Origin of the sequence: Streptomyces sp. CWNU-52B (assembly GCF_047444975.1) — a bacterium.
In the GTDB taxonomy this organism is placed as follows: domain Bacteria; phylum Actinomycetota; class Actinomycetes; order Streptomycetales; family Streptomycetaceae; genus Streptomyces.
This window is the reverse complement of the sequence record NZ_JBLFJV010000011.1, coordinates 22,728-46,038: the sequence shown is the minus strand read 5'-3', so window position 1 is coordinate 46,038 and position 23,311 is coordinate 22,728. Positions and strand designations below refer to the sequence as shown.

The following is a 23,311-nucleotide window of genomic DNA, read 5'->3' as shown; positions in this document are numbered from 1 at the left end:
TCAAGTCGTCGAACACGCTCAAGGGCGCGCCGCGGCGGCGGCTGCGGGCCTCGTCGGATGGTGCTCTAACGTCAACGGCGCGGCCTGCTTCCGCTGACCGCGACACGCGACAGCGTCCCCGTCGGTATCGCGACGATGAAGGTCATCCAGGAGATCGGCCTCGGCCCCGAGGCCAACGAGTTCACCACGCCGAGAGCGTGTTGGAGCCGCCGTCCGGTGTCGGTCGGGGTGGTAGTTCATGGCCCCACCCGGTCCCAGCCGCGGCGCGGGGCGCGGGCGCCGAGTTGGGTGTCGCGGCTGCGGTAGACGATGTAGGGGCGGGTCAGGTAGCCGAGTGGTGCGGTGAGCATGTGCACGAGCCGGGTGAAGGGCCAGGCCGCGAACAGCAGGAGGGCGCTGATCGCGTGCAGCCGGAAGAGCACCGGGGCTCCGGTCATCAGGGCGGGGTCGGGTCGGAGGTAGAAGACGGAGCGGAACCAGGGGGAGATGGTCTCGCGGTAGTCGTATCCCCCGCCGACGATGTTCGCGGCCACGGTGGCGGCCAGTCCGAGCGCGATGGTCACCGTCAGGAGAACGTACATGGCCTTGTCGTTGCGCGTGGTGGCGGAGAAGACGGAGCCGACGGTACGGCGCCGGTAGATCAGGATGGCGAGTCCGCCGAGCGTGGCGACGCCCGCGACGGTGCCGAGGGTGACCGCGCCGACGTGGTAGATGTGCTCGCTGATCCCGACCGCCTCGGTCCAGCTCTTGGGGACGACCAGGCCGCCGATGTGGCCGAGGAGGACGACGAGGACGCCGAAGTGGAACAGCGGGCTGCCGATGCGCAGCAGGCGGCGTTCGTAGAGCTGGGAGGAGCGGGTGGTCCAGCCGAACTTGTCGTAGCGGTAGCGCCAGATGTGACCGAGGACGAACACCGCGAGCACGACATAGGGCAGCACGACCCACAGCAGGAGGCCGCCGGTGCCCGCCTCCGCCGCCAGGGGGACGTACGGCGCGGGTGCGCTCATCGAGGGCCTCCTACGACGGGGTCGGGCAGGAACACGGGGGCCGCGTACGGGTCGAGACCGACCTGTTCCTCGGGCGGGCCCTGGGCGGCCAGGCGCAGGACGGCTTCGCGGTCGTCGCCGGCGAGGGTGGGCAGGGTCGCGGAGACGGAGTGCAGGACGTGGGCCCAGGGCGAACCGTCGTCGTTCAGGGCCAGGCGCAGGAGTTCCAGGCCGGCCCGGTGTTCGGTGAGCAGGCGCGCGCCGGTGGCGGGGTCGGCGGCGGCGAATTCGAGGACGACAGCCAGGTGATCCGGCAGTTCGTCGTCGCCCAGGCGCCATCCGGCCGCCGCGTAGGTCTGCTTCAGCCTCAGCAGACCGACGCCGCGCTTTCTGGTGTCACCGTGCGCGTAGTACGTCAGGTAGAGGCAGCAGCGTCTGCGGTGGTCGAAGGTGGCCACGTAGGCGGCTGCCAGGTCCGCGGGGGCGGTCTGCCCGGCGTGGGCGGTGAAGCGGAGCAGGGGGCGGGCGACCGGGTCCGGCAAGGTGGCGGCGACCCGGCCGGCCAGGGCCAGGGTCCGCTCGAACTCCTCGTCGGGATAGGTGAGCAACAGGGACTGTGCCTGCCAGGCGCTGGGGAGCCAGGGCTCCGCTCGTCGAGTCGTGCGTGTCGTTTTCCTCTTCATGACTTCGGCTCGGCCTCCCCGCCGCTGTCCGTGCCGGCGCCGTCGCTCGACGGTCTGTCCGGGAACAGGCCGGGCGGAGAGCCTTTGCCGTCCCAGTTGAGGAGGTTGACCCGGGTGGACTTGTCGCCGGGCGTGGCCGGGGTGTCGGCGGTCTGCCGGTCACGCAGGGCGTGGAAGTTCTCCACCGCGATGGGTACGGCGCCGCCGGAGGTCTCCCCGAAGGGGCCGGAGCCACCCATACCGGGGCCGCCCTCCTGGTCGAGGCTGCACTCGGTGGCCAACTCTTCGAGTCGGTGGGCCTGTTCGGCGTGAGCGGGCGGGATGACGTACCGCTCGTCGTACTTGGCCAGGGCCAGCAGCCGGTACATGTCGTACATCTGCTCCTCGTCCATGCCCACGGCCTTCGGGATCGCGGCACGGGGCTCACGGCCGAGGTTGATGTCGCGCATGTACGCCCGCATCGCCGCCAGTCGGCGCAGGACCGCGTCGACCGGTGCCGGGTCGCCCGCGGTGAACAGCTGGGCGAGGTAGTCGACGGGGATCCGGAGGGACTCGACGGCCGCGAACAGGTTGTGGTGGTCCTCGGCGTCGCGGCCGGTGTCGCGTACGGCGTCGACCACCGGCGACAGCGGCGGGATGTACCAGACCATGGGCAGCGTCCGGTACTCCGGGTGCAGAGGCAGGGCCACCCGGTAGGTGTTGATCAACGAGTGGACCGGGGAGCGCTGGGCGGCCTCGACCCAGTCGCGTGGGATACCCGCCTTCTCGGCCGCGGCGACGACCTGAGGGTCGTGCGGGTCGAGGAAGACCTGCCGCTGTGCCTCGTACAGGCCGGTGTCGTCGTGCGTGGAAGCTGCTTCCAGGACACGGTCGGCGTCGTAGAGGACCAGGCCGATGTAGCGCAGCCGGCCGACACAGGTCTCGGAACAGACGGTGGGCAGGCCGACCTCGATGCGGGGGAAGCAGAAGGTGCACTTCTCGGCCTTGCCGGTGCGGTGGTTGAAGTACACCTTCTTGTACGGGCATCCTGTGACGCACATCCGCCAGCCGCGGCAGCGGTCCTGGTCGACCAGGACGATGCCGTCCTCCTCCCGCTTGTAGATCGCGCCGGAGGGGCAGGAGGCCACGCAGGACGGGTTGAGGCAGTGCTCGCAGATCCGCGGCAGATAGAACATGAAGGTCTGCTCGAACTCGAACTTGATCTTCTCGGAGACCTCGTTCAGCAGGACGTCCCGCTCGCTGGTCGCCGCCGAGCCGCCGAGGTCGTCGTCCCAGTTCGCCGACCAGGTGATCTTCATGTCCTTGCCTGAGATCAGGGACTTGGGGCGGGCGACGGGGGTGTGCTCCTGGAGCGGGGCGTTGGTCAGCGTCTCGTAGTCGTACGTCCAGGGCTCGTAGTAGTCGTCGAGGGACGGCAGCACGGGATTGGAGAAGATCTGGATCAGCTTCGTGAACCGACCTCCCGCCTTCAGCGTCAGGCGGCCTCGCTTGTTGAGTTCCCAGCCGCCCTTCCAGGTGTCCTGGTCCTCGTAGCGGCGCGGGTAGCCCTGGCCTGGGCGGGTCTCGACGTTGTTGAACCACACGTACTCGACCCCCGTGCGGTTGGTCCACGCCTGTTTGCAGGTGACCGAGCAGGTGTGGCAGCCGATGCACTTGTCGAGGTTCATCACCATCGCCATCTGGGCCATCACGCGTCCGATGGGTGCTTCGTCACGGGCCATCAGTACGTCACCTCCTGGTTCGTACGGCGGCGGATGACGGTGACCTCGTCCCGCTGGTTGCCGGTGGGACCGAGGTAGTTGAAGGCGTAGGTGAGCTGGGCGTAGCCGCCGATGAGGTGGCTGGGCTTGATCAGCAGGCGGGTCAGGGAGTTGTGGATGCCGCCGCGCCGGCCCGTGGTCTCGGTGCGGGGCACGTCGATCAGGCGGTCCTGGGCGTGGTGCATGTAGACGGTGCCCTCGGGCATGCGGTGGGAGACGACCGCGCGGGCGGCGACCACGCCGTTGCGGTTGACCGCCTCCACCCAGTCGTTGTCCTTCACTCCTGTCTTGGCCGCGTCCTGCGTGCTCATCCAGATCGTCGGGCCGCCCCGGGACAGCGAGAGCATGAAGAGGTTGTCCTGGTACTCGGAGTGGATGGACCACTTGTTGTGCGGGGTCAAGTAGCGGACGGTGACGCCGAGTTCGCCGGTGTCCCCGATCCGCGGCTCGTCGAACAGGGCCGTCATGTCCAACGGTGGTCGGTAGACGGGGAGTTGCTCACCGAGGGCCGTCATCCAGTCGTGGTCGAGGTAGAAGTGCTGGCGGCCGGTGAGGGTGTGCCAGGGCTTGAGCCGCTCCACGTTGATGGTGAACGGGGAGTAGCGGCGGCCGCCGGTCTCCGAGCCGGACCACTCCGGGGAGGTGATGACCGGGACGGGGGCGGCCTGGGTGTCGGCGAAGGTGATCTGCTTGCCCTCGTGCTCGGCGGCCAGGTCCGCGAGCCGCGTACCGGTGCGGGCTTCGAGAGTGCGGAAGCCCTGGGTGGCGAGGTGGCCGTTGGTGGTGCCGGACAGGGCAAGGATCGCCTCGCAGGCGTGCGTGTCCCGGGCGATGGAGGGCCGTCCGTCGGCCGCTCCGCCGCGCACGGTGCCGTTCTTGTGGCGCAGGTATTCCAGCTCCCGTTCCACTGTGAAGGTGACGCCCTTGGTGGTGGCGCCCAGGCTGTCCAGCAGAGGGCCGAGAGCGGCCATCTTGTCGGCGACGGCCGCGTAGTCGCGTTCCACCGTCACCAGTTTCGGCATCGTGCGGCCGGGGACCGGCTCGCACTCCCCCGCCTGCCAGTCGAGCACCCGGCCGTGCGGGGTGGCCAGCTCGTCCGGAGTGTCGTGCTGCAGCGCGGCGGCCACCACGTCCGTGCGGACGCCCAGGTGTTCGGCGGCCTGGCGGCTGAACTCCGCGGCGATCGTGTGGAAGGCGTCCCAGTCGGTGCGGGTCTGCCACGGCGGGGCGATGGCCGGGTTGAAGGCGTGCACGAAGGGGTGCATGTCGGTGCTGGACAGGTCGTGCTTCTCGTACCAGGTGGCGGCGGGCAGGACGATGTCGGAGAAGACGGTCGTGCTGGTCATGCGGAAGTCCAGGGTGAGCAGCAGGTCGAGCTTGCCCTCGGGTGCCTCCTCCCGCCACACCACCTCCCTGGGGCGGGCGTCCGGCGGTGCCTCGGTGGCACGTACGGAGGAGTCGGTGCCCAGCAGGTGCTTGAGGAAGTACTCGTTGCCCTTCGCCGACGAGCCCAGCAGATTGGCCCGCCATACGGTCAGTACGCGGGGGTGGTTCTCGGGGGCGTCCGGGTCCTGGCCGGCGAACCGCAGCCGTCCCGCCTTGAGTTCGTCCACGATGTGCTCGGCGACCGGGCGGCCCGCTGCGGCGGCCTCGTCGGCGAGGTCGAGGGGGTTGCGGTCGAAGGTCGGGTACGACGGCATCCAGCCCATCCGTGCGGACTGGGCGATGACGTCGGCGGTGGTCTTCCCGGCGAACGGGCCGCCCTCGCCCGCCGCCGCGAGGGTGTCGGCGGAGAACGGGTCGTAGCGGAACTGGTCGCTGTGCAGGTACCAGTAGGCGGTCTGGATCATCTGCCGGGCCGGCCGGTTCCAGTCGGCCGCGGTCGCGATCGCCGAGTAGCCGGTGATCGGACGGACCTTCTCCTGGCCGACGTAGTGGGCCCAGCCGCCACCGTTGACGCCCTGGCAGCCGGTCAGCGTGGTCAGCGTGAGGAACGCGCGGTAGATGGTGTCGGAGTGGAACCAGTGGTTGGTCCCCGCCCCCATGATGATCATCGAGCGGCCGCCGGACTCCTCGGCGTTGGTGGCGAACTCCCGCGCGATCCGCGCCGCCTTCTGCGCGTCCACTCCGGTGATCGCCGCCTGCCAGCCCGGCGTGTACGGCTCCTCCGTGTCTTCGTACGAGGACGGCCATCGGCCGGGCAGGCCGTCGCGAGCGACCCCGTACTGGGCGAGCATGAGGTCGTACACCGTGGTCACCAGTCGCCCGGCGACCCGCTGCACCGGTACGCCGCGCCGAAGTCGCGCCGCGCTGCCGTCGGGGGCGTCGAAGCGCGGCAGGTCGACGGCGACCGGCGCCTCGTCACCACCCTCGGTGGACAGCAGCGGCCGGGTGTCGCCGAGGTCCAGGTTCCACTTCCCGGCGCCTGCCTCGCCGTAGCGGTCGCCGAGCGTGCCGTTCGGCACCACCGGCCGCCGTGTGTCCGCGTCCAGCAGCACGGTCCGGAAGTCGGCGTGCTCGGCCTGGGCGTACTCGCCACCGAGATCCGCGGCGGTGAGGAACTTGCCCGGCGTGAAGGTGCCCGGTTCGTCCTCCCGCTCGTCCAGGGCGACCAGAAAGGGCAGGTCGGTGTAGCTCTTGACGTAGTCGGTGAAGCGCGGCGCGGCCCGATCGACGAAGAACTCCTTGAGGATCACGTGTCCCATCGCCATGGCGAGGGCCCCGTCGGTGCCCGGCTGGACGGCGAGCCATTCGTCGGCGAACTTCACGTTGTCCGCGTAGTCCGGAGAGACGGCGACGACCTTCTGGCCGCGGTAACGGGCCTCCGCCATCCAGTGCGCGTCGGGCGTGCGGGTCACCGGCAGGTTGGAGCCCCACATGATCAGGTAGCCGGCGTCCCACCAGTCCCCGGACTCCGGTACGTCGGTCTGGTCGCCGAAGACCTGGGGAGAGGCGACCGGCAGGTCCGCGTACCAGTCGTAGAACGAGAGCATCGCGCCGCCGAGCAACGAGTAGAAACGGGCTCCGGCGGCGTGCGAGACCATCGACATCGCCGGGATCGGCGAGAAGCCGGCCAGCCGGTCCGGACCGTACTCCTTGGTCGTGTGCACGTGGGCGGCGGCGATCATCTCGACCGCCTCGTCCCAGCTCGCCCGCACCAGGCCGCCCTTGCCCCGTGCCCGCTTGTAGCGGCGCGCACGTTCCGGGTCGGAGACGACGTCCGCCCAGGCGGCCACCGGGTCGCCGAGGCGGGCCTTGGCCTCGCGGTACATCTGGAGCAGCACGGCGCGGACGTACGGGTAGCGCACGCGGGTGGGCGAGTAGGTGTACCAGGAGAAGGCGGCGCCGCGCGGGCAGCCACGTGGTTCGTACTCGGGACGGTCGGGGCCGACCGAGGGGTAGTCGGTCTGCTGGGCCTCCCAGGTGATGATGCCGTCCTTGACGTACACCTTCCACGAACACGAACCCGTGCAGTTCACCCCGTGCGTCGAGCGCACCACCTTGTCATGCGACCAGCGGTCCCGGTAGAACGTGTCCGCCTGACGGCCGCCCTTGCGGTGCAGGGTACGCAGGTCGTCGGAGACCTCCGCCTTCGTGAAGAAGCGGCGGCTGCGCACCAGCGCCTCCGCCAACTCGCCGTCCAGGCCTGTCCGTGCCCGCTCGGGGCTTGCCTCCGTGCTCACCGTGCCACTCCGCCCCGGGCACCACGGCCCCGTTCGAATTGTGATCGGTCCAGCCGCACACGACTCTACGGCCGCCGTCCCCTCAAAGGTCAACAGCCACACCACGACCAACTCGGCGTGTGGCCAAGGTTGTTGGGCGCGGTGGCGGCACTGTGTCCGTCTGCGAACGCCCTGCCGCCGCTCGTTCCGGGCGGGGTGCGGTCCCGCTCGGTGTGCTCCCGGCAGGGCGAGAGCACGGCCCGGTCAGGCAGTGGGCCGGGACAGTGCGCCGCCCACCTCCGCGCGCACCGCCTCGACCGCTTCCCACTCCTCGGTGCTCAGGTTGGCGAGCGCGGCCGGGAAGACCCCGTCCTGCTCCTTGAGGATGTGATCGCGCAGCAGGGCCGTCGTCGCGATGAACCGGTCCGGCCACGTCGGGTCCGAGGGCGTCAGGCCGTCGGCGGCCTCGGCCAGCACCGCCCCGATGCGGAGGTGCTCGGCCTCCAGGGCGGCGATCTGCTCGGGGAAGTCCCCGGCCAGCGCGGGGAACAGCCCGTGCTCCTCGACCCGGGTGTGCGGGTCGAGCACGGTGGTGATCTCGCGGGCGATCCGGGCCATCCGGGCCACGTCTGTGTCCTGGCGGGCGGGGCGGAGGTGGCTGATCAGACGGACGACCTCGTCGTGCTCGCGGGTCAGCTCGTCGATCGACGCCAGCGATTGGCAGCCGCAGTACTCGCACACCGGTCTTCTCCCTGCTTTGCTCTGCGTTGTGGTCGTCTAGTCCGCTCCGCGTTGCGGTCGTTCTTGAACCGCTCGGACCTACGCGGTGGTATCGGCGGTGCGGTGCCCTCGCCGACCGCCGGTGCGCGGCTTCCTCTCGCCGCCGTCGGCCGCCACGCGGACACCGGTGAGGGTGAAGGCCAGCGCCGCGGCGGCCACGATCGCGAGCAGGATCAGACCGATCGCGTACGACTCGTACGCTCCGTACAGCGAGCCCATCACCAGCGGCGGCAGGAACCCACCCAGACCGCCCGCGGCACCGACCACGCCGGTGACCGAGCCGACCTGGTCGGCCAGGGTGCGCAGGGCCACCAGTGCGAAGGTCGCTCCGCTGCCCGCACCGAGCGCGGCGGCCATGGCCAGGAGTGCGATGGTGCCCACCGGCGCCAGGGCGGGGGTGAACGACTGCACGACCGCCCCGGCCACGACCACGGCCAGCGACCCGGCCAGCACCCGGACCGGGCCGATCCGGTCGGACAGCCAGCCGCCCATCGGGCGCATCGCCACCGCGAGGAGGACGAACCCGGCCATGCGGTTCGCGGCGTCGGCCTGGGTCAGGCCGTAGCCGGTCTTGAGGTAGGTGGGCAGGTAGACGGAGAAGGCGACATAGCCACCGAACGCGACCGCGTACAGCGCGGATGCCTGCCAGGTGACGGGCAGCCGAAGAGTGGCGACCAGGCGACGGGCCAGCGGCTCGGTCGGTACGGTGCGGCCCGGGGCGTCGCGCAACAGCAGCACGGCAGCGACGGCGTACACGGCCAGGACCGCCGCGGTGATCAGGAACGGTGTCGCCATGCCGTTCGCGTCGACCAGCTTCACCGTGGTCAGGGCACTGACGGCGGTGCCACCCATGCCTGCGCCGAAGACACCGATGGCAAGGCCGCGCCGCTCGGGCGGGAACCAGGCATTGACGAGCGGCACACCGACGGCGAAGGCGGTGCCGCCGATGCCGAGGAAGAACCCGCCGGCCAGCAGGGCGGCGAGGGAGGAGTGCCCGGCCAGTCCTAGGTAGAGCACCGGCACGATGGTGGCCGCCGAAACGATCGGGAACATGACCCGGCCACCGAACCGGTCGGTCAGCGCGCCGACCGGGATCCGGCCCAGCGAACCGACCACGACCGGCACCGCCACCAGCAGCGACTGCTCGAACGACGACAGGTCGAGGCCGTCCTTGAACCGGGGGCCGAGCGGGCTGAGCAGCGCCCACGCCCAGAAGTTCACGGCGAACCCGACCGTGGCCAGAGCCAGCATCAGCCACGCCCGGCCGGATGGCGACCCGGCTGACGGTGAGCTGCCGCGCTTCGACTCCAACGGCTGGACCATGTCGTCCGTCCCCTCTCTGCTTCGTGGTTGATACCGCGTGGTTGATACCGCGCCCCGGCAACACACGCGCGCCGCAGGCCCCTCGCCTGTGGAACGGCGTCACGTCATTACTGTCCGCATCAGGACGCACCGGGGGCATGGGCCGACAGTCCCTACCGGCGGACAGACGTCCCCGCGTCGGTCCCGGGTGTGGCTCCGGAAGCGACCGGCCCCCGACGCGGTGGGCAGCTCCTGGCGGCCGTCGTCCGTGAGGCCGCTCGGGCCCTCAGCCGTGCGGGACGACGGCGACCGGGGCGTCGGCGTGGTGCAGGACGGCATGGGCGACCGGCCCGATGCGCATACCGAGAGCGGGCCGGTGCACCCTGCGGCCGACCACGACGAGTCCGGCCTGCGCGGCGGCCCGCAGTACGACGGTGGACGGGCGGGCGAGATCGACCGTGTGGGAGACCGGGAGCTGCGGGTACTTCTCCCGCCATGGCTTGAGCGCCTCGGACAGGGCCTTCTCCGCCTGGCCGGTGATTCCGCCTTCCTTGCCGGCCAGCTGTCCCACGATCGGGCCATGTCCGTACAGCGGCGGCAGGCTCGGCGCGTGCACCGCACGCAGCTGCGTCCTGCGAGCGGCGGCCGTGCCGAAGGCGAATTCCAGCAGTGACGCCGCCGGGTCGCCCAGGTCGTCGAGCCCGACCACGACCTGCCCGCGGTCATGCTTGGCGGCCGAGCGGGCGTTCGCCCGCACCATGACCACCGGGCTGCCGGCCCGAGCCAGCACCTGCTGCCCCACGGAACCGAGCATGAACCCTGCGATGGCGCCGTGGCCGCTGGAGCCCAACACCAGCGTCTCGGCCTTCTCCGCCTGGCTCAGCAGTACCTCGGCCGCGGTCTCGGACAACTGCTCGGTACTGACAGTCAGCTCCGGATGCCGCCCGCGCAGTTCCTCCTCGGCCTTCCGCAGAATACGCAGAGCCCAGTGCTTCTGTGTGTCCGGATCCTGCACGGCGGGCACGTCGTGCGGCTGCCAGCTCCAGGCGTGCACCAGATGCAGCGGCAGCTCGCGGCGCTGTGCCTCGCGGGCCGCCCAGTCGGCGGCTGCCAGGCTTTCGGGTGAGCCGTCCAGGCCGACGGTGATGGGGCGAATCATGGGAAAGCGACCTCCCGATACGGGACCGGCGGGCCGCGGACGACGACGTCGGCCCTCGCCCCTGAGCCTGATGAGAGGACGGCCGCGGTTCCAGGGGCCGATGGTCCCCACTCGGACGGCATGGGCCCCAACGGTGAAGACCCACCCGGGCCTCCTCGGCGGTCGGCACCGTTCCGGCGCCGGGTAGGCGGTCAGGACCGGTCGGCGGCGAACTCGCCCGCACGCGCCGCAGATCGCACAGCGCCGCGAACGCCGCGAGACGCTCGACCGGTACCTCTCAGGCACATGGCCCTCGTCGGCCTCGGCAGCCGGCCCCATGGCTCCACGGCTCCACGGCTCCGCCAATGGCGACTCGAACCTGTTGGCGGCTCGCCCGTCCTGCCCGAAGGCGCCTCACCCGCGATGATCCGCGCGCCAACTCCCTTCGCGGGGCGGCGCCGTCGAGGTGCGCACCACCAGTTCGGTGGCGAGTTCGATGTGGTGGGACTCGACCTTCTCGCCGTTGGCCAGTCGCAGGGCGGTGCGCAGGGCGGCGCCACCCATCTCCCGGAGCGGCTGGCGCACGGTGGTCAGGGGCGGTGAGGCCATCTGCGCGAGGCTCGTGTCGTCGAAGCCGACGACACTCAGGTCTTCGGGGATGCGCAGGCCGCGGCTGCGGGCGGTCTCGATGACGCCGAGGGCTATCTCGTCGTTGCCTGCGAAGATCGCCGTCGGCGGCTCCGGCAGATCCAGCAGCGCCGTGGCGCCGAGCAGCCCGGTCTCGAACGTGAACTCTCCGGGCCGGACATAGGCGGCCGGTACCTGCGCCCCCTCCGCCTCCATGGCGGCGCGGTAGCCGTGCATACGTGCCTGGTTGCATACGGCCATGGCCGGTCCGCCGAGATAGGCCACGCGGCGGTGGCCCAGGGAGAGCAGGTGCCGGGTCGCGGCCAGGCCGCCGGCGAAGTTGGTCGCCCCGACGCTGTTGACCCGGCTGTCCGGCAGGTGCAGGGGGTCCAGCACGACCAACGGCAGCCCGGACCGGGCCAGTTCGTTCAGGTGCGCCGTGGTGTACACGCTGGTGATCGCGATGACGGCGCGGCGTCCGGCCGAGACCAGGTCGCGGGCCCAGTGCGGGGCACGGGACGCCTTGCTGATCACCACCGCGGCCCCCGATTCGGCGGCGGAGTCGATGATGCCTTCCAGGGTCTCGGCCACGTACGACTTGAGGCCGCCCTTGAACTGCACCTCGATGGTCGGGCTCTGGACGGACTCCGTGTGGCGGAACACGGGCGCGAGGTAGTCGTGTTGATGCAGCAGTTCCTGCACGCGGGTGCGCGTGTGCGCCGCCACGTCGCCGCGACCGTTGACCACTTTGGACACGGTCGCGATGGAGACGCCGGCCGCCTGGGCGATGTCCGCCAAAGTGGTGCGCCTGCCGTTCGGTCGCATCGGTTCCTCTCCGCCGTCCGTCCACCGATGTGTCGAGCCGCCGGTCGGGCCGACGACGCGGGTGGAACCGGTCAACCGTACGGCAGCCGGGCACCGGGCTCGTCCGGGGAAGGTGCCGACGAGCCCCTCGGCTCCGGCATGTTCGACGATCCGCGTGAGATCGCGGCCGGTGGACCCGGTCCGATCGGGACGCACGCCGACCCGCGGCTGAACCCGTGCCCGTACCCGTACCCGCGTACCTGAACCTGTCCCTGACACCTGTACCGGTGCACGTGCGCTTGCGTACGGCTCCGGTCGTACCTGGACGCGGGGGCCGACTGCCGGCCGTCCGAGCCGTCCGGGATGGGCGGCACCGGGGCCCGCCGCCGCGGCATGACCTGCACCGACAGCGCGTCAGCCGACTGCCGTCGCCTCACCCTCAGCACCCAGCCGTCCTCATTTCGAAACAGTTTCGGTCTCTGCCGGAGCTTCTCAAGGGCCACCCTCCCCCGGATACTACGCAGCTGTCCGTGACCCGACAAGACGCCTGCACACGTCTTGACAGGGCATCAGCTCGAAACCTAATTTTCTCAATCAGAGTTCAGAGAAGGCCATTTCGAAAACCTTTCACCATGACTCACGAGAAGCCGGTGGCTCTCGAGTGCGGAGAAAAGACATGGCGAACCCCCTCTCTCGACGTACCCTCCTGGGCCTGGCAGCCAGCGTGCCGGTCTCGGCGGCACTGGCGGCCTGCGGCTCGTCCGGTCCCGGCAAGGGTGATGACGGAGCCACCTACTGGTACCTGAACGGCCAGCCGCAGGAAGGCGTCAGAGCCGGCGCGGTGGACGCGTTCAACAAGGCGCACCCCAAGGAGCAGATCAAGGACACCACCTTCCAGAACGACGCGTACAAGACGAAGATCAAGACCGCCATCGGTGCCGGGCAGGCGCCCACCCTCATCTGGGGCTGGGGCGGCGGGACCCTGCGCACCTACGTGGAGGCGGGCCAGGTCGAGGACCTCACCTCGTGGTTCGACGAGCACTCCGAGGTCAAGAAGCGGCTGTTCCCGTCCTCGTTCGGCGCGGCGACCGTCGACGGCAAGATCTACGCGATGCCGGGCGAGGTCGTGCAGCCGATCATCCTCTACTACAACAAGAAGGTGTTCGACCAGGTCGGTGTGGAACCACCGAAGTCCTGGGACGACATCATGGCGCTGGTGCCCAAGTTCAACGCGAAGAACATCGCACCGTTCGCCCTAGGTGGTCAGTCCCGGTGGACGAACATGATGTGGCTGGAGTTCCTGTTCGACCGCATCGGCGGTCCCGAGCTGTTCGATGCCGTCATCGCGGGCGAGAAGAACGCCTGGTCCGCCCCACCGGCCATCGACGCGCTGACCAAGGTGCAGGATCTGGTCAAGGCCGACGGGTTCATCAGGGGCTTCTCCTCGATCACCGCGGACTCCAACGCCGACCAGGCGCTGCTGTACACCGGCAAGGCCGCGATGATGCTGCACGGCGCCTGGTCGTACGGCATCCAGCAGGACCGGGGCGGGGACTTCGTCTCCAGCGGCTCGCTGGGCTACATGACCTTCCCGCCCGTCGAAGGCGGCAAGGGCGACCCGAGCAACACCGTCGGCAACCCCGCCCAGTACCTGTCCATCTCCTCGAAGGCCGACGCCGATCAGAAGAAGATCGCCAAGGACTTCCTCGCCACCGGCGTCCTCCAGGACGAGGAGGTGAAGAAGTGGATCGACAACGGGTCGGTGCCGATCCTGCTGGGCACCGAGAAGCTGCTGGCCGCCTCCAAGAACGCCGACTTCCTGCAGTTCACCTATGACATCGCCAGCAAGGCCAAGGTGTTCGGCCAGTCCTGGGACCAGGCCCTCAGCCCCACGGCAGCCGAGACCCTGCTGGACAACATCGTCAAGTTGTTCCAACTCTCCGTCTCACCCAAGCAGTTCGCCGGCAACCTCAACGCGGTCATCGGCACATGAGCTCACTCACCGGCCGGCCGGCCGGGCGCCCACCCCGCAGCATCCTGCCGTGGCTGGCGGCGCCGGCGCTGGTGGTCTTCGTCGGCTTCGCCGTGGTTCCGCTCGTCGGCGTCTTCGCGCTGAGCTTCACCACGTGGGACGGGATCGGCGCCATCCACGTGTCGGGGCTGACCAGTTGGCGTGCGGTGCTCACCGATCCCGGGCTGCCGCACGCCCTGTGGGTGACGTTCCTGGTGATGGCCGTGTCCTGGGCCGTCCAGACCCCGCTGAGCATTCTGCTCGGCACGTTCCTGGCCGGCCGCCAGCGCTACCGTGCGGTGCTGGGCGTGGTGTACTTCATCCCGCTGATGCTCAGCTCCGCGGCGATCGCGATCGCGTACAAGGCCCTGCTGGACCCCAACTTCGGGCTCGGTGCCGGCCTGAAGATCCCGCTGCTCAGCCAGGACTGGCTGGGGCGTCCCGGGCTCGCGTTCGGGGTCGTCATCTTCGTCGTCTCCTGGCAGTTCCTGCCGTTCCACTCCCTGATCTACCAAGGTGGTGTGCAGCAGATCCCGAAGTCCCTCTACGAGGCGGCGCAGTTGGACGGCGCCGGACGGATCCGGCAGTTCTTCAGCATCACGCTGCCCCAGCTGAAATACACCATCATCACCTCGTCCACGCTGATGGTGGTCGGGTCGCTGACCTTCTTCGACCTCATCTTCATATTGACCGAGGGCGGTCCCGGCGACGCCACCCGGGTCCTCGCCCTGGACATGTACAAGCGGGGTTTCCAGGCCAGCCTGATGGGACCGGCCAGCGCCATCGCGGTCATCCTGGTCCTGGTGGGCCTGGCCCTCGCCCTGCTGCTGCGCCGGCTCGGCGGCCGGGACGCCGGCGCGAGCCAACTCGAGGGGGCCTGACGTGTCCACCACGACCACGCTGACCGAGTCGCGACGACCGCAGAAGGACACCCACCGGGAGCGGCAACGCCACTCCCGCCGGACGGCCCGCCGGCGCAACTGGGCCGGCGGCCTGGCCGGATGGCTCTGGCTCGTCGTCGTCGCCGTACCCCTGTACTGGACCCTCATCACCAGTCTCAAGGCCCAGAACCGCTACTACGGGAGCAACCCGCTGGCGCCCACGGGCGAACCCACGCTGGACAACTACCGGCTGGTCATCGAGTCCGACTTCCTTCGCTACCTCTTGAACAGCGTCCTGGTCACCGCCGGCGCCGTGGTGCCCGCGGTCCTGTTCTCCTTCATGGCCGCCTACGCGATCGTGCGCGGCTGGCGCATGCGGGTGCTCCGCGCGATGAACGGGCTGTTCCTCATGGGCCTGGCCATCCCGTTGCAGGCGACGGTGATCCCGGTCTATCTGATCATCATCAAACTGCAGCTGTACGACACCCTGCTGGCGCTGATCCTCCCGTCGATCGCCTTCGCCGTCCCACTGTCCGTACTGGTGCTCTCCAACTTCATCCGCGACGTGCCCAACGAGCTGTTCGACTCGATGAGGGTCGACGGCGCCACCGAATGGACGACCCTGTGGCGGCTGGCGGCACCGCTCACCCGGCCGGCCATCCTGACCGTGACCATCTTCAACGCGCTGACCATCTGGAACGGATTCCTGCTGCCGCTGATCCTCACCCAGAGCCCCGACCGCCGGACCCTGCCGCTCGCGCTGTGGACCTTCCAGGGCCAGTACGGGGTCAATGTGCCCGCCGTTCTCGCCGCCGTCGTCCTCACCACACTGCCCGTCCTGGTGCTGTACGCGTTCGGCCGCCGCCAGCTCCTGAGCGGCCTGACCGCCGGATTCAGCCGTTGACCGACGCCGCCCCACCGCTGGTCCCGCTCGTCTACCTGATCGCCCGTGCCACCCGTCGCGCCCTGGTCGAGGGCCTGCCGGGTGGAGGAGGAAAGTGAACGCCAACGTGGCTGTAGAGAACACCTCCGGAATCTTCCTCTGGAACGACCCCAGCGTTTCCGTCGCCGCTCGCGTGGACGCCCTGATCGACGCGATGACCCTTCAGGAGAAGACCGCCCAGCTGTACGGAGTGTGGGTGGGCGCCTCCGATCAGGGCGGTGAAGTCGCCCCCCACCAGCACGACATGGAGGAGGCCGTCGATCTCGACGCACTCCTGCCCACCGGTCTCGGCCAGCTGACCCGGCCCTTCGGCACGGTCCCGGTCGACCCCGCCCTGGGTGCGCTCTCGCTCGCCCGCACCCAGACCCGTATCGCCGCCACGAACCGGTTCGGCATCCCCGCTCTCGCGCACGACGAGTGCCTGGCCGGCTTCGCCGCCTGGGGGGCCACGGCCTACCCCGTTCCGCTGTCCTGGGGCGCCACCTTCGATCCGGACACCGTGCGGCGCATGGCCGCCGCCATCGGCCGCGACATGCGTGCCGTCGGCGTCCACCAGGGACTCGCACCCGTCCTGGACGTGGTGCGCGACGCCCGTTGGGGCCGGGTCGAGGAGACCATCGGCGAGGACCCGTACCTCGTGGGCACCATCGGGACGGCGTACGTGCAGGGCCTGGAGTCCGCCGGGATCGTCGCCACCCTCAAGCACTTCGTCGGTTACTCGGCCTCGCGCGCCGGCCGCAACCTCGCCCCCTCCTCCGTCGGCCCGCGTGAACGCGCCGACGTTCTGCTGCCGCCCTTCGAGATGGCGATCCGTGAAGGCGGCGCCCGGTCGGTGATGAACGCCTACACCGACACCGACGGCATGCCCTCCGCGGCCGACGAGGATCTGCTCACCGGGCTGCTGCGCGACACCTGGGGTTTCGACGGCACCGTCGTCGCCGACTACTTCGCCATCGGCTTCCTGAAGACCCTGCACGGCGTCGCAGCCGACTGGGCGGACGCCGCCGGCACGGCGCTGCGCGCGGGCATCGACGTCGAACTGCCCAACGTCAAGACCTACGGCGCGCCCCTGACCGAGGCCGTCACCGACGGCCGTGTACCGGAGACACTGGTCGATCGCGCCCTGCGCCGGATCCTCACCCAGAAGGCGCTGCTCGGCCTGCTCGACGCGGACTGGAACCCCGTGCCGGCCGCGCTCGAAGGGGCGGACCTGGACGCCCCCGCCGACCTGCGCGGCCGGATCGACCTGGACGGGCCGCAGAACCGCGCGCTGGCCCGCACGGTCGCCGAGAAGGCGGTCGTGCTGCTGAGCAACGACGGCACCCTGCCGCTCAAGAGGCCGCGCAGGATCGCCCTGCTCGGTCCCAACGCCGACGAACCCGTCGCCGTACTGGGCTGCTACTCCTTCCCCCAGCACATCGGCGTCCGCCATCCCGGTACCCCGCTCGGCATCGAGCTGCCCACGCTGCGCGACACGCTCGCCGCCGAGTTCCCCGACGCCGAGATCACGGTCGCCCGCGGCACCGGGATCGACGACGGAGATCTCTCCGGCATCGGCGAGGCCGCCCGGGTGGCACGCGAGGCCGACGTCGCCCTGGTGGTGCTCGGCGACCGCGCCGGGCTCTTCGGGCGGGGCACCAGCGGCGAGGGATGCGACGTCGAGGAGTTGCGGCTGCCCGGCGCCCAGCAACAGCTCCTCGACACCCTGCTCGACCTGGAGACCCCCGTGGTCACCGTGCTGCTCGCGGGACGACCGTACGCCGTCGGCCGCGCCGTGCGGGAGTCCGCCGCCATCGTGCAGTCCTTCTTCCCGGGGGAGGAGGGCACTCACGCGATCGCCGGGGTGCTCAGCGGCCGTACCAACCCCTCAGGGCGTCTTCCGGTCAGCGTGCCGCGCGGGCCCGGCTCCCAGCCGGCCACGTACCTCGGGGCGCGGCTCGCTCACGCCAGCGAGGTGTCCAGCATCGATCCGACGCCGGCGTTCGCCTTCGGGCACGGCCTGTCCTACACGCGGTTCGACTGGACGGACCTGGCCATGGACGTCCGGGAGGTCCCGACGGACGGCGAGTTCACCCTCTCCTTCACCGTCCGCAACACGGGCGGGCGCTCCGGAACCGAGGTGGTGCAGCTCTATCTGCACGACCCGGTCGCCTCCGTCGTCCAGCCGGTACAGCGCCTCGTCGCCTACACCCGGGTCGAGCTGGAGCCGGACGAGGCCCGGCGTCTGCGCGTCACGGTCCCGGCCGACCTGGCCTCCTTCACCGGACGCGACGGCCGGCGCGTCGTCGAACCGGGCGAGCTGGAGGTGCGGTTGGCCGCCTCCAGCGCGGATCCGCGCCTGACGGCCAGGGTCACGCTGACCGGGGCCGAGCGCCACGTGGACCACACGCGGCGGCTGCACGCCACGATCGGGCAGGAGGCGGTCGCCCGGGAATGAACCGGGCGGGCACAACAGTCACAACAGGAACAAAGGGCACAGCGGACGCGGCACGAGCGACCCGGCGCGGTCTCACAGCACGCCGCGCCGGGCGAGGCTGCGCATCAGCTCTCGTACGCCGAACGTCCACGGCGCGGCCTGCTCGCTGGGGACGACGGTGTTGACCAGGGCGCCCAGAGGCGGGCTGGAGATCCGCACGACGTCGCCGTACTCGTGGGTGAAGCCCGCGCCGGGTGCCTGGCGGTCCTCGGTGGGCGCGAACAGTGTTCCGGTGAACAGCACGAAGCCGTCCGGGTACTGGTGGTGCGGACCGCGCGTGGCGGCCACCAGGTCCAGTACGTCGCGGCTGATCTCGCGCATGGAACTGCTGCCGTGCAGTACGTAGCCGTCCGTACCGTCGATCCGCAGGCCGATGTCGAGCTCGCGTACGGAGTCGAGGGCGAAGCCCTCGTCGAGCAGGCGGACGAACGGGCCGATCGCGCACGAGGCGTTGTTGTCCTTCGCGCGGGACAGCAGCAGGGCGCTGCGTCCCTCGATGTCGCGGAGGTTGACGTCGTTGCCGAGCGTCGCGCCGCGTACCCGGCCGCGCGAGTCCACGACCAGGACGGCCTCGGGCTCGGGGTTGTTCCACACCGAGGCGCCGAGCACTCCGATGTCGGCGCCGGTGCCGACCGCGGACAGTACCGGGGCCTTGGTGAACACTTCCGGGTCCGGTCCGATCCCGACCTCCAGGTACTGCGACCACAGCCCTTCGGAGACGAGCAGTTCCTTGGCCTTGTCCGCCTCCGGCGATCCGGGACGGATGCCGTCGAGGGTGCCGCCCACCAACTCCCCGACGCGGGCCCGTACCCGTGCGGCCTGCGCCGGGTCGCCGCCCGTGCGCTCCTCGATGACGCGTTCCAGCAGGCTCCGGGTGAAGGTGACGCCCGCCGCCTTGATCACTTGCAGGTCGACGGGGGCGAGCAGACGCGGAACGTCACGGCGGTCGGCCGGTGCCTTCAGCAGGTCGTCCAGGCGCCAGGTGCGCCCGCCGGCGGCCTCGCGGACGAGGGCCGCAGCGTCGTCGCGTTCCATGAGGTCGGAGACGGTCGGTGCGACGGCCGTCAGGTCGACGACCTGCTCGCCGCGGACCGCGGCCACACAGGGTCCGTCCCGGTCCGGGTCGTGGACGCGCGCGACGAGGGCGGCCCGGTCGGCGTCCTCGGGCAGGACGGAGCCGGGGGTGAGGACCGGACGAGGGCGCGCTGCTGCCGATTCCACGATCGATGCTCTCCTGGATTCGAGGGGTTGCGGTGGCCCGGGGACGGACTCGGTGGAAGTCCGGGCTCAGTGGGAGTCGCGGGGGACCTCGTGTCCGCGGCTGCCGCGCAGGAAACCGAAGTCGGCGCCCTGGTCGGCCTGTTCCACGTGCTGGGTGTAGAGCCAGGCGTACCCGCTGGTGTGCCGCTCGGCGGGTGCCTTCCAGGCCTGTCGGCGCCGGGCGAGCTCGGCGTCGTCCACGTCCACGCGCAGGGTGCGGTTCGGGACGTCGAGGACGACGGGGTCCCCGTCGTGCACCAGGGCGAGGGGGCCGCCGACGGCGGCCTCGGGTGCCACGTGCAGGACCACCGTCCCGTACCCGGTGCCGCTCATCCGGCCGTCGCAGACGCGCACCATGTCCGTGACGCCGGCCTTCAACAGCTTGGCGGGCAGCGGGACGTTGGAGACCTCGGGCATGCCCGGGTAGCCCTTGGGGCCGGCGTTGCGGATGACGATGACGGTGTTCTCGTCGACGTCGAGTTCCGGGTCGTCGGCCACCTCGTGGTAGGCCTCGGGAGAGTCGAAGACGCGCGCCGGGCCGCGGTGGGTGAGCAGGTGCGGCGACGCGGCGGACTGCTTGATCACAGCGCCGTCGGGGCACAGGTTGCCGCGGAGGACGGCGATACCGGTGCCGGCCGGCTGGAAGGGGGCGTCGAGGCCGGTGATGACGTCGGAGCCGACACGTTCGGCGTTCTCACCGCTCTCGGCATTCTCAGCGACGGTGCGTCCGGTGACCGTGATCGGTCCGCCGTGCAGCAGCCTGCCGCCGAGCAGCTCGGTCATGACGGCGGGCAGGCCGCCCGCGTAGCAGAAGTCCTCCATGAGGTACGTGCCGCTGGGCATCAGGTTGACCAGGGTCGGCACCGCGCGGACCAGTTCGTCGAAGTCCTCCAGGTTCAGCTCGACGCCGACGCGTCCGGCGATGGCGATGAGGTGGATGACGGCGTTCGTGGAGCCGCCGATGGCCGCGTTGACCCGGACGGCGTTCTCGAACGCCTCCCTCGTCAGGATCCGCGAGGGGCGCAGCTCCTCCCCCACCATCCCTACGATGCGCTGCCCCGCCGCCTGCGCGACCTCCATCCGCCGGGAGTCGACCGCGGGCCAGGCCGCCGAGCCCGGCAGCTGCATGCCGAGCGCCTCGGCCAGGCAGGCCATCGTCGAGGCGGTGCCCATCGTCATGCAGTGCCCGTTGGAACGGGCCATGCACCCCTCCGCGAAGAAGCACTCCTCCTCGGTCATCCGGCCGGTCTTCAGGTCCTCCTCGAACTTCCACACGTGGGTGCCGGATCCCACGTCCTGGCCCCGGTACTTGCCGTTGAGCATCGGGCCGCCGGTGACCATGACGGCGGGCACGTCGACACTGGCGGCGCCCATGAGCATGGCGGGGGTCGTCTTGTCGCAGCCGGACAGCAGCACGACACCGTCGAGGGGATTGGCCCGGATCAGCTCCTCGACCTCCATGGCCATGAGGTTGCGGTACAGCATGGCGGTGGGGCGCATCAGGGTCTCGCCGGTGGCCATGGTGGGGAACTGGAGCGGGAAGCCGCCCGCCTGCCACACGCCCCGCTTGACGGCTTCGGCCACGCGCGTCAGATGGGCGTTGCACGGGGCGAGTTCGGAGGCACTGGTCGCGATGCCGATGACGGGACGCCCGTCGAACACCTCGTGCCCGAATCCCTGGTTGCGCATCCAGGAGCGGTACACCATCCCGCTGCGGCCCTGTGCGCCGAACCAGGCCTGGCTGCGGCTCGTCTTGTGACCTTCGGTCATGTAGGCACTCCCGTGGCTCTGGCGTCGTCCGCTTCGCGATGGAGCGTTGTGGGATGTCGTCGGGGTTGTCGGGCGAGGGCCCACAAGCCGTACCCTGGAGCACAATCATTAGATGATTCGATGAATGACGTCCAGAGGGCGAACGGAGATTGTGGTGCGTTTCCTGACCATGCAACAGCGCGTGGTCGACGAACTCGGGCGGCGCATCGTGGGGGGCGCGTGGGAGCCGGGGGATCCGTTGCCGGTCGAGGACAGCCTCGCGGCCGAGATCGGCGTGAGCCGAGGGGTGGTGCGGGAAGCGGTCAAGGCGCTGGTGGCCAAGGGGATGCTGCACGTGCGCCCACGCACGGGCACCCGCGTGCTGCCCCCGGAGGACTGGAACCACCTGGACCATGACGTGCTGCGCTGGAAACAGGCCGGGGACGCCACGGCCCTGCTGCGTGACACGGGTGAGCTGCGCAGGATCGTCGAGCCCGAGGCGGCCCGGCTCGCCGCCGAACGGGCCGGCCCCGACGACGTACGCGTCCTGTACGACTGTCTCGCGGCCATGGAGGCCGCTGCGGCGCGACCGGGCCGCAGCGGTTACGTCGAGGCCGACATCGCCTTCCACCGGGCCCTGCTCGACGCCGGCGGCAACCGGCTCCTCGGCTCACTGGGCCGCGCCGTCGACATCGCGCTGGAACACAGCTTCTCCGTCAGCATCCAGACCCCCGGCTCGGTGGAGGCCTCGCTGCCGGGTCACCGTGCCGTCGTACGAGCCGTCGAGGCCCGCGATCCCGCGGCCGCGGCGGCCGCCGTACTGGCCATCGTCGAAGCCGCCGAACGAGAGATCGCCCGATCGCCCGGACTGCCGAGCGATCCCGTGTGAGCCGTCACCGCCGCGCCCCCGCAGTGCCCCCGGCTCCCCAACTCCCGTGCACACCACATCAGACCGGCCCGAGGCGACCGGATACAGTGCGCGAGTACCGCAGCCTGGTCGAGGAGGGGAAGCGTGACCGACACCAGTAACACCCGGCCCGCCGACAGTGAGACGCACGCGCCGCGGCAGGGCGCACTGCACCGGCTGACGCGGTACCTCCCTCTGATCGCCCCCGTCCTGCTGTGGGCCGTGCCCTACGCGGTGCTCCTGCACACCGGCCAGCACTGGCCCCTTCCTGCCACGCTGGCCTGCACCGCGCTGTTCGTCCTCGGCCTCGTCGCCATGCCGCTCGCGATGGCTCGCGGCCACGGCCGGCGCCAGCAGGACCGGGCGGCGATCGTCGGTGACACCCTGCTGGGCTTCAGCTGGATCCTGTTCACCTGGTCCGTGCTGCTCGGCATCCTCCTGCGGCTCGCCCTGACCGTGGCGGGCGTCGGCGAGAGCCAGGACCGGGCCCGTGTCGTCACCTGGGCCGTCCTCGGCGTCACCGCCGTACTGCTCGTCTGGGGCTATATCGAGGCCCGCCGCGTGCCCCGCGTGCGCAGCCTCGACGTGCGACTCCCACGCCTGGGAGCCGGGTTGGACGGCACCCGCGTCGCCCTCATCACCGACACCCACTACGGCCCGCTCGACCGCGCCCGCTGGTCGGCACGGGTGTGCGAGACGGTGAACACCCTGGAAGCCGACCTGGTCTGCCACACCGGCGACATCGCGGACGGCACGGCCGAACGCCGCCGCGCCCAGGCCGCCCCGCTCGCCACCGTGCGGGCCACCAAGGCCCGGGTCTACGTCACCGGCAACCACGAGTACTACAGCGAGGCCCAGGGCTGGGTCGACCTGATGGACGAGCTGGGCTGGGAGCCGCTGCGCAACCGCCATCTGCTGCTCGAACGCGGCGGCGACACCCTCGTGGTGGCCGGTGTCGACGACGTCACCGCCGAGTCCTCCGGGCTGGCCGGCCACCGCGCCCACCTCGACGGAGCCCTGACCGGCGCCGACCCCGACCTGCCCGTCCTGCTCCTGGCCCACCAGCCCAAGTTCGTCGACCGGGCCGCGGCGGCCGGCGTCGACCTCCAGCTCTCCGGCCACACCCACGGCGGCCAGATCTGGCCCTTCCACCACCTCGTCCGCCTCGACCAGCCCGCCCTCGCCGGCCTCAGCCGGCACGGGGCCCGCACCCTCCTCTACACCAGCCGCGGCACCGGCTTCTGGGGCCCGCCGTTCCGCGTCTTCGCCCCCAGCGAGATCACCCTGCTCGTACTCCGCTCGCAGCAGCCGCCCGCTTCGGCGTAGCGCCGGGCGGCAGCCC

General features: G+C 70.7%; 16 protein-coding genes. 6 read left to right on the top strand and 10 right to left on the bottom strand.

The annotated features are described in order from the left end of the window. Window positions 1-236 precede the first annotated feature (236 nt). The 8 genes from narI to ACLVWQ_RS13285 form a co-directional block, all read right to left on the bottom strand. The gene (gene narI, locus ACLVWQ_RS13320; RefSeq protein WP_414108706.1) at window positions 237-1,007 is read right to left on the bottom strand and encodes a respiratory nitrate reductase subunit gamma; all 771 of its coding nucleotides are present in this window, start codon (window positions 1,005-1,007) and stop codon (window positions 237-239) included. Next, the gene (narJ, locus tag ACLVWQ_RS13315) at window positions 1,004-1,669 is read right to left on the bottom strand and encodes a nitrate reductase molybdenum cofactor assembly chaperone (protein ID WP_414108704.1); all 666 of its coding nucleotides are present in this window, start codon (window positions 1,667-1,669) and stop codon (window positions 1,004-1,006) included. The genes narI and narJ overlap by 4 nt, the downstream gene beginning before the upstream one ends. Then, window positions 1,666-3,390, bottom strand: a complete 1,725-nt coding sequence (narH, locus tag ACLVWQ_RS13310; RefSeq protein ID WP_414108703.1) for a nitrate reductase subunit beta — start codon at window positions 3,388-3,390, stop codon at window positions 1,666-1,668. Before narH ends, narJ begins: the two co-directional genes overlap by 4 nt. After that, window positions 3,390-7,112, bottom strand: coding sequence for a nitrate reductase subunit alpha (locus ACLVWQ_RS13305; RefSeq protein WP_414108702.1), 3,723 nt, complete (start codon window positions 7,110-7,112; stop codon window positions 3,390-3,392). The genes narH and ACLVWQ_RS13305 overlap by 1 nt, the downstream gene beginning before the upstream one ends. A gap of 243 nt (window positions 7,113-7,355) precedes the next feature. Then, complete coding sequence (locus ACLVWQ_RS13300) at window positions 7,356-7,832, bottom strand: hemerythrin domain-containing protein (protein ID WP_414108700.1); 477 nt, start codon at window positions 7,830-7,832, stop codon at window positions 7,356-7,358. 78 nt (window positions 7,833-7,910) lie between these two features. Continuing rightward, window positions 7,911-9,122, bottom strand: coding sequence for an MFS transporter (locus ACLVWQ_RS13295; protein ID WP_414108699.1), 1,212 nt, complete (start codon window positions 9,120-9,122; stop codon window positions 7,911-7,913). 337 nt (window positions 9,123-9,459) lie between these two features. Then, a complete protein-coding gene (locus ACLVWQ_RS13290; RefSeq protein WP_414108697.1) occupies window positions 9,460-10,332 on the bottom strand; it encodes a universal stress protein in 873 nt (290 codons plus the stop codon). A gap of 393 nt (window positions 10,333-10,725) precedes the next feature. Next, complete coding sequence (locus ACLVWQ_RS13285) at window positions 10,726-11,763, bottom strand: LacI family DNA-binding transcriptional regulator (protein ID WP_414108696.1); 1,038 nt, start codon at window positions 11,761-11,763, stop codon at window positions 10,726-10,728. A 655-nt stretch (window positions 11,764-12,418) separates the two neighbouring features. On the opposite strand from ACLVWQ_RS13285, the gene ACLVWQ_RS13280 reads away from it, so the two are divergent. From ACLVWQ_RS13280 to ACLVWQ_RS13265, 4 genes are all read left to right on the top strand, one after another. Beyond that, window positions 12,419-13,735, top strand: a complete 1,317-nt coding sequence (locus ACLVWQ_RS13280; protein ID WP_414108695.1) for an extracellular solute-binding protein — start codon at window positions 12,419-12,421, stop codon at window positions 13,733-13,735. Further along, window positions 13,732-14,634 carry a carbohydrate ABC transporter permease gene (locus tag ACLVWQ_RS13275; RefSeq protein WP_414108694.1) on the top strand — a complete coding sequence of 301 codons (903 nt, stop codon included), beginning with the start codon at window positions 13,732-13,734 and terminating at the stop codon, window positions 14,632-14,634. The genes ACLVWQ_RS13280 and ACLVWQ_RS13275 overlap by 4 nt, the downstream gene beginning before the upstream one ends. A 1-nt stretch (window position 14,635) precedes the next feature. Continuing rightward, on the top strand, window positions 14,636-15,538 hold the full coding sequence (locus tag ACLVWQ_RS13270) for a carbohydrate ABC transporter permease (protein WP_414108693.1): 903 nt from the start codon (window positions 14,636-14,638) through the stop codon (window positions 15,536-15,538). A 94-nt stretch (window positions 15,539-15,632) separates the two neighbouring features. Beyond that, on the top strand, window positions 15,633-18,014 hold the full coding sequence (locus ACLVWQ_RS13265) for a beta-glucosidase family protein (RefSeq protein WP_414108691.1): 2,382 nt from the start codon (window positions 15,633-15,635) through the stop codon (window positions 18,012-18,014). 72 nt (window positions 18,015-18,086) lie between these two features. Here ACLVWQ_RS13265 and ACLVWQ_RS13260 read toward each other — a convergent pair whose 3' ends face one another. Together ACLVWQ_RS13260 and ACLVWQ_RS13255 are read right to left on the bottom strand one after the other, a co-directional pair. Next, window positions 18,087-19,274: a fumarylacetoacetate hydrolase family protein gene (locus ACLVWQ_RS13260; protein ID WP_414108689.1), complete on the bottom strand. Its 1,188-nt coding sequence runs from the start codon at window positions 19,272-19,274 to the stop codon at window positions 18,087-18,089. Between the two features lie 66 nt (window positions 19,275-19,340). After that, entirely contained in the window at window positions 19,341-21,083 is a 1,743-nt protein-coding gene (locus ACLVWQ_RS13255; RefSeq protein ID WP_414108688.1) for an IlvD/Edd family dehydratase, read from the bottom strand. 124 nt (window positions 21,084-21,207) lie between these two features. Here ACLVWQ_RS13255 and ACLVWQ_RS13250 point away from each other — a divergent pair, with 124 nt between their 5' ends. Together ACLVWQ_RS13250 and ACLVWQ_RS13245 are read left to right on the top strand one after the other, a co-directional pair. Beyond that, on the top strand, window positions 21,208-21,951 hold the full coding sequence (locus tag ACLVWQ_RS13250; RefSeq protein ID WP_414108687.1) for a FadR/GntR family transcriptional regulator: 744 nt from the start codon (window positions 21,208-21,210) through the stop codon (window positions 21,949-21,951). A 123-nt stretch (window positions 21,952-22,074) separates the two neighbouring features. Then, the gene (locus ACLVWQ_RS13245; RefSeq protein WP_414108686.1) at window positions 22,075-23,295 is read left to right on the top strand and encodes a metallophosphoesterase; all 1,221 of its coding nucleotides are present in this window, start codon (window positions 22,075-22,077) and stop codon (window positions 23,293-23,295) included. The last annotated feature ends 16 nt before the right edge of the window (window positions 23,296-23,311 follow it).

Bases quoted from the DNA above. Each gene is read 5' to 3' on its own strand.
- narI (WP_414108706.1), bottom strand. From the start codon at position 1,007: ATGAGCGCACCCGCGCCGTACGTCCCCCTGGCGGCGGAGGCGGGCACC.
- narJ (WP_414108704.1), bottom strand. From the start codon at position 1,669: ATGAAGAGGAAAACGACACGCACGACTCGACGAGCGGAGCCCTGGCTC.
- narH (WP_414108703.1), bottom strand. From the start codon at position 3,390: ATGGCCCGTGACGAAGCACCCATCGGACGCGTGATGGCCCAGATGGCG.
- ACLVWQ_RS13295 (WP_414108699.1), bottom strand. From the start codon at position 9,122: ATGCTGGCTCTGGCCACGGTCGGGTTCGCCGTGAACTTCTGGGCGTGG.
- ACLVWQ_RS13290 (WP_414108697.1), bottom strand. From the start codon at position 10,332: ATGATTCGCCCCATCACCGTCGGCCTGGACGGCTCACCCGAAAGCCTG.
- ACLVWQ_RS13285 (WP_414108696.1), bottom strand. From the start codon at position 11,763: ATGCGACCGAACGGCAGGCGCACCACTTTGGCGGACATCGCCCAGGCG.
- ACLVWQ_RS13280 (WP_414108695.1), top strand. From the start codon at position 12,419: ATGGCGAACCCCCTCTCTCGACGTACCCTCCTGGGCCTGGCAGCCAGC.
- ACLVWQ_RS13275 (WP_414108694.1), top strand. From the start codon at position 13,732: ATGAGCTCACTCACCGGCCGGCCGGCCGGGCGCCCACCCCGCAGCATC.
- ACLVWQ_RS13255 (WP_414108688.1), bottom strand. From the start codon at position 21,083: ATGACCGAAGGTCACAAGACGAGCCGCAGCCAGGCCTGGTTCGGCGCA.
- ACLVWQ_RS13250 (WP_414108687.1), top strand. From the start codon at position 21,208: ATGACGTCCAGAGGGCGAACGGAGATTGTGGTGCGTTTCCTGACCATG.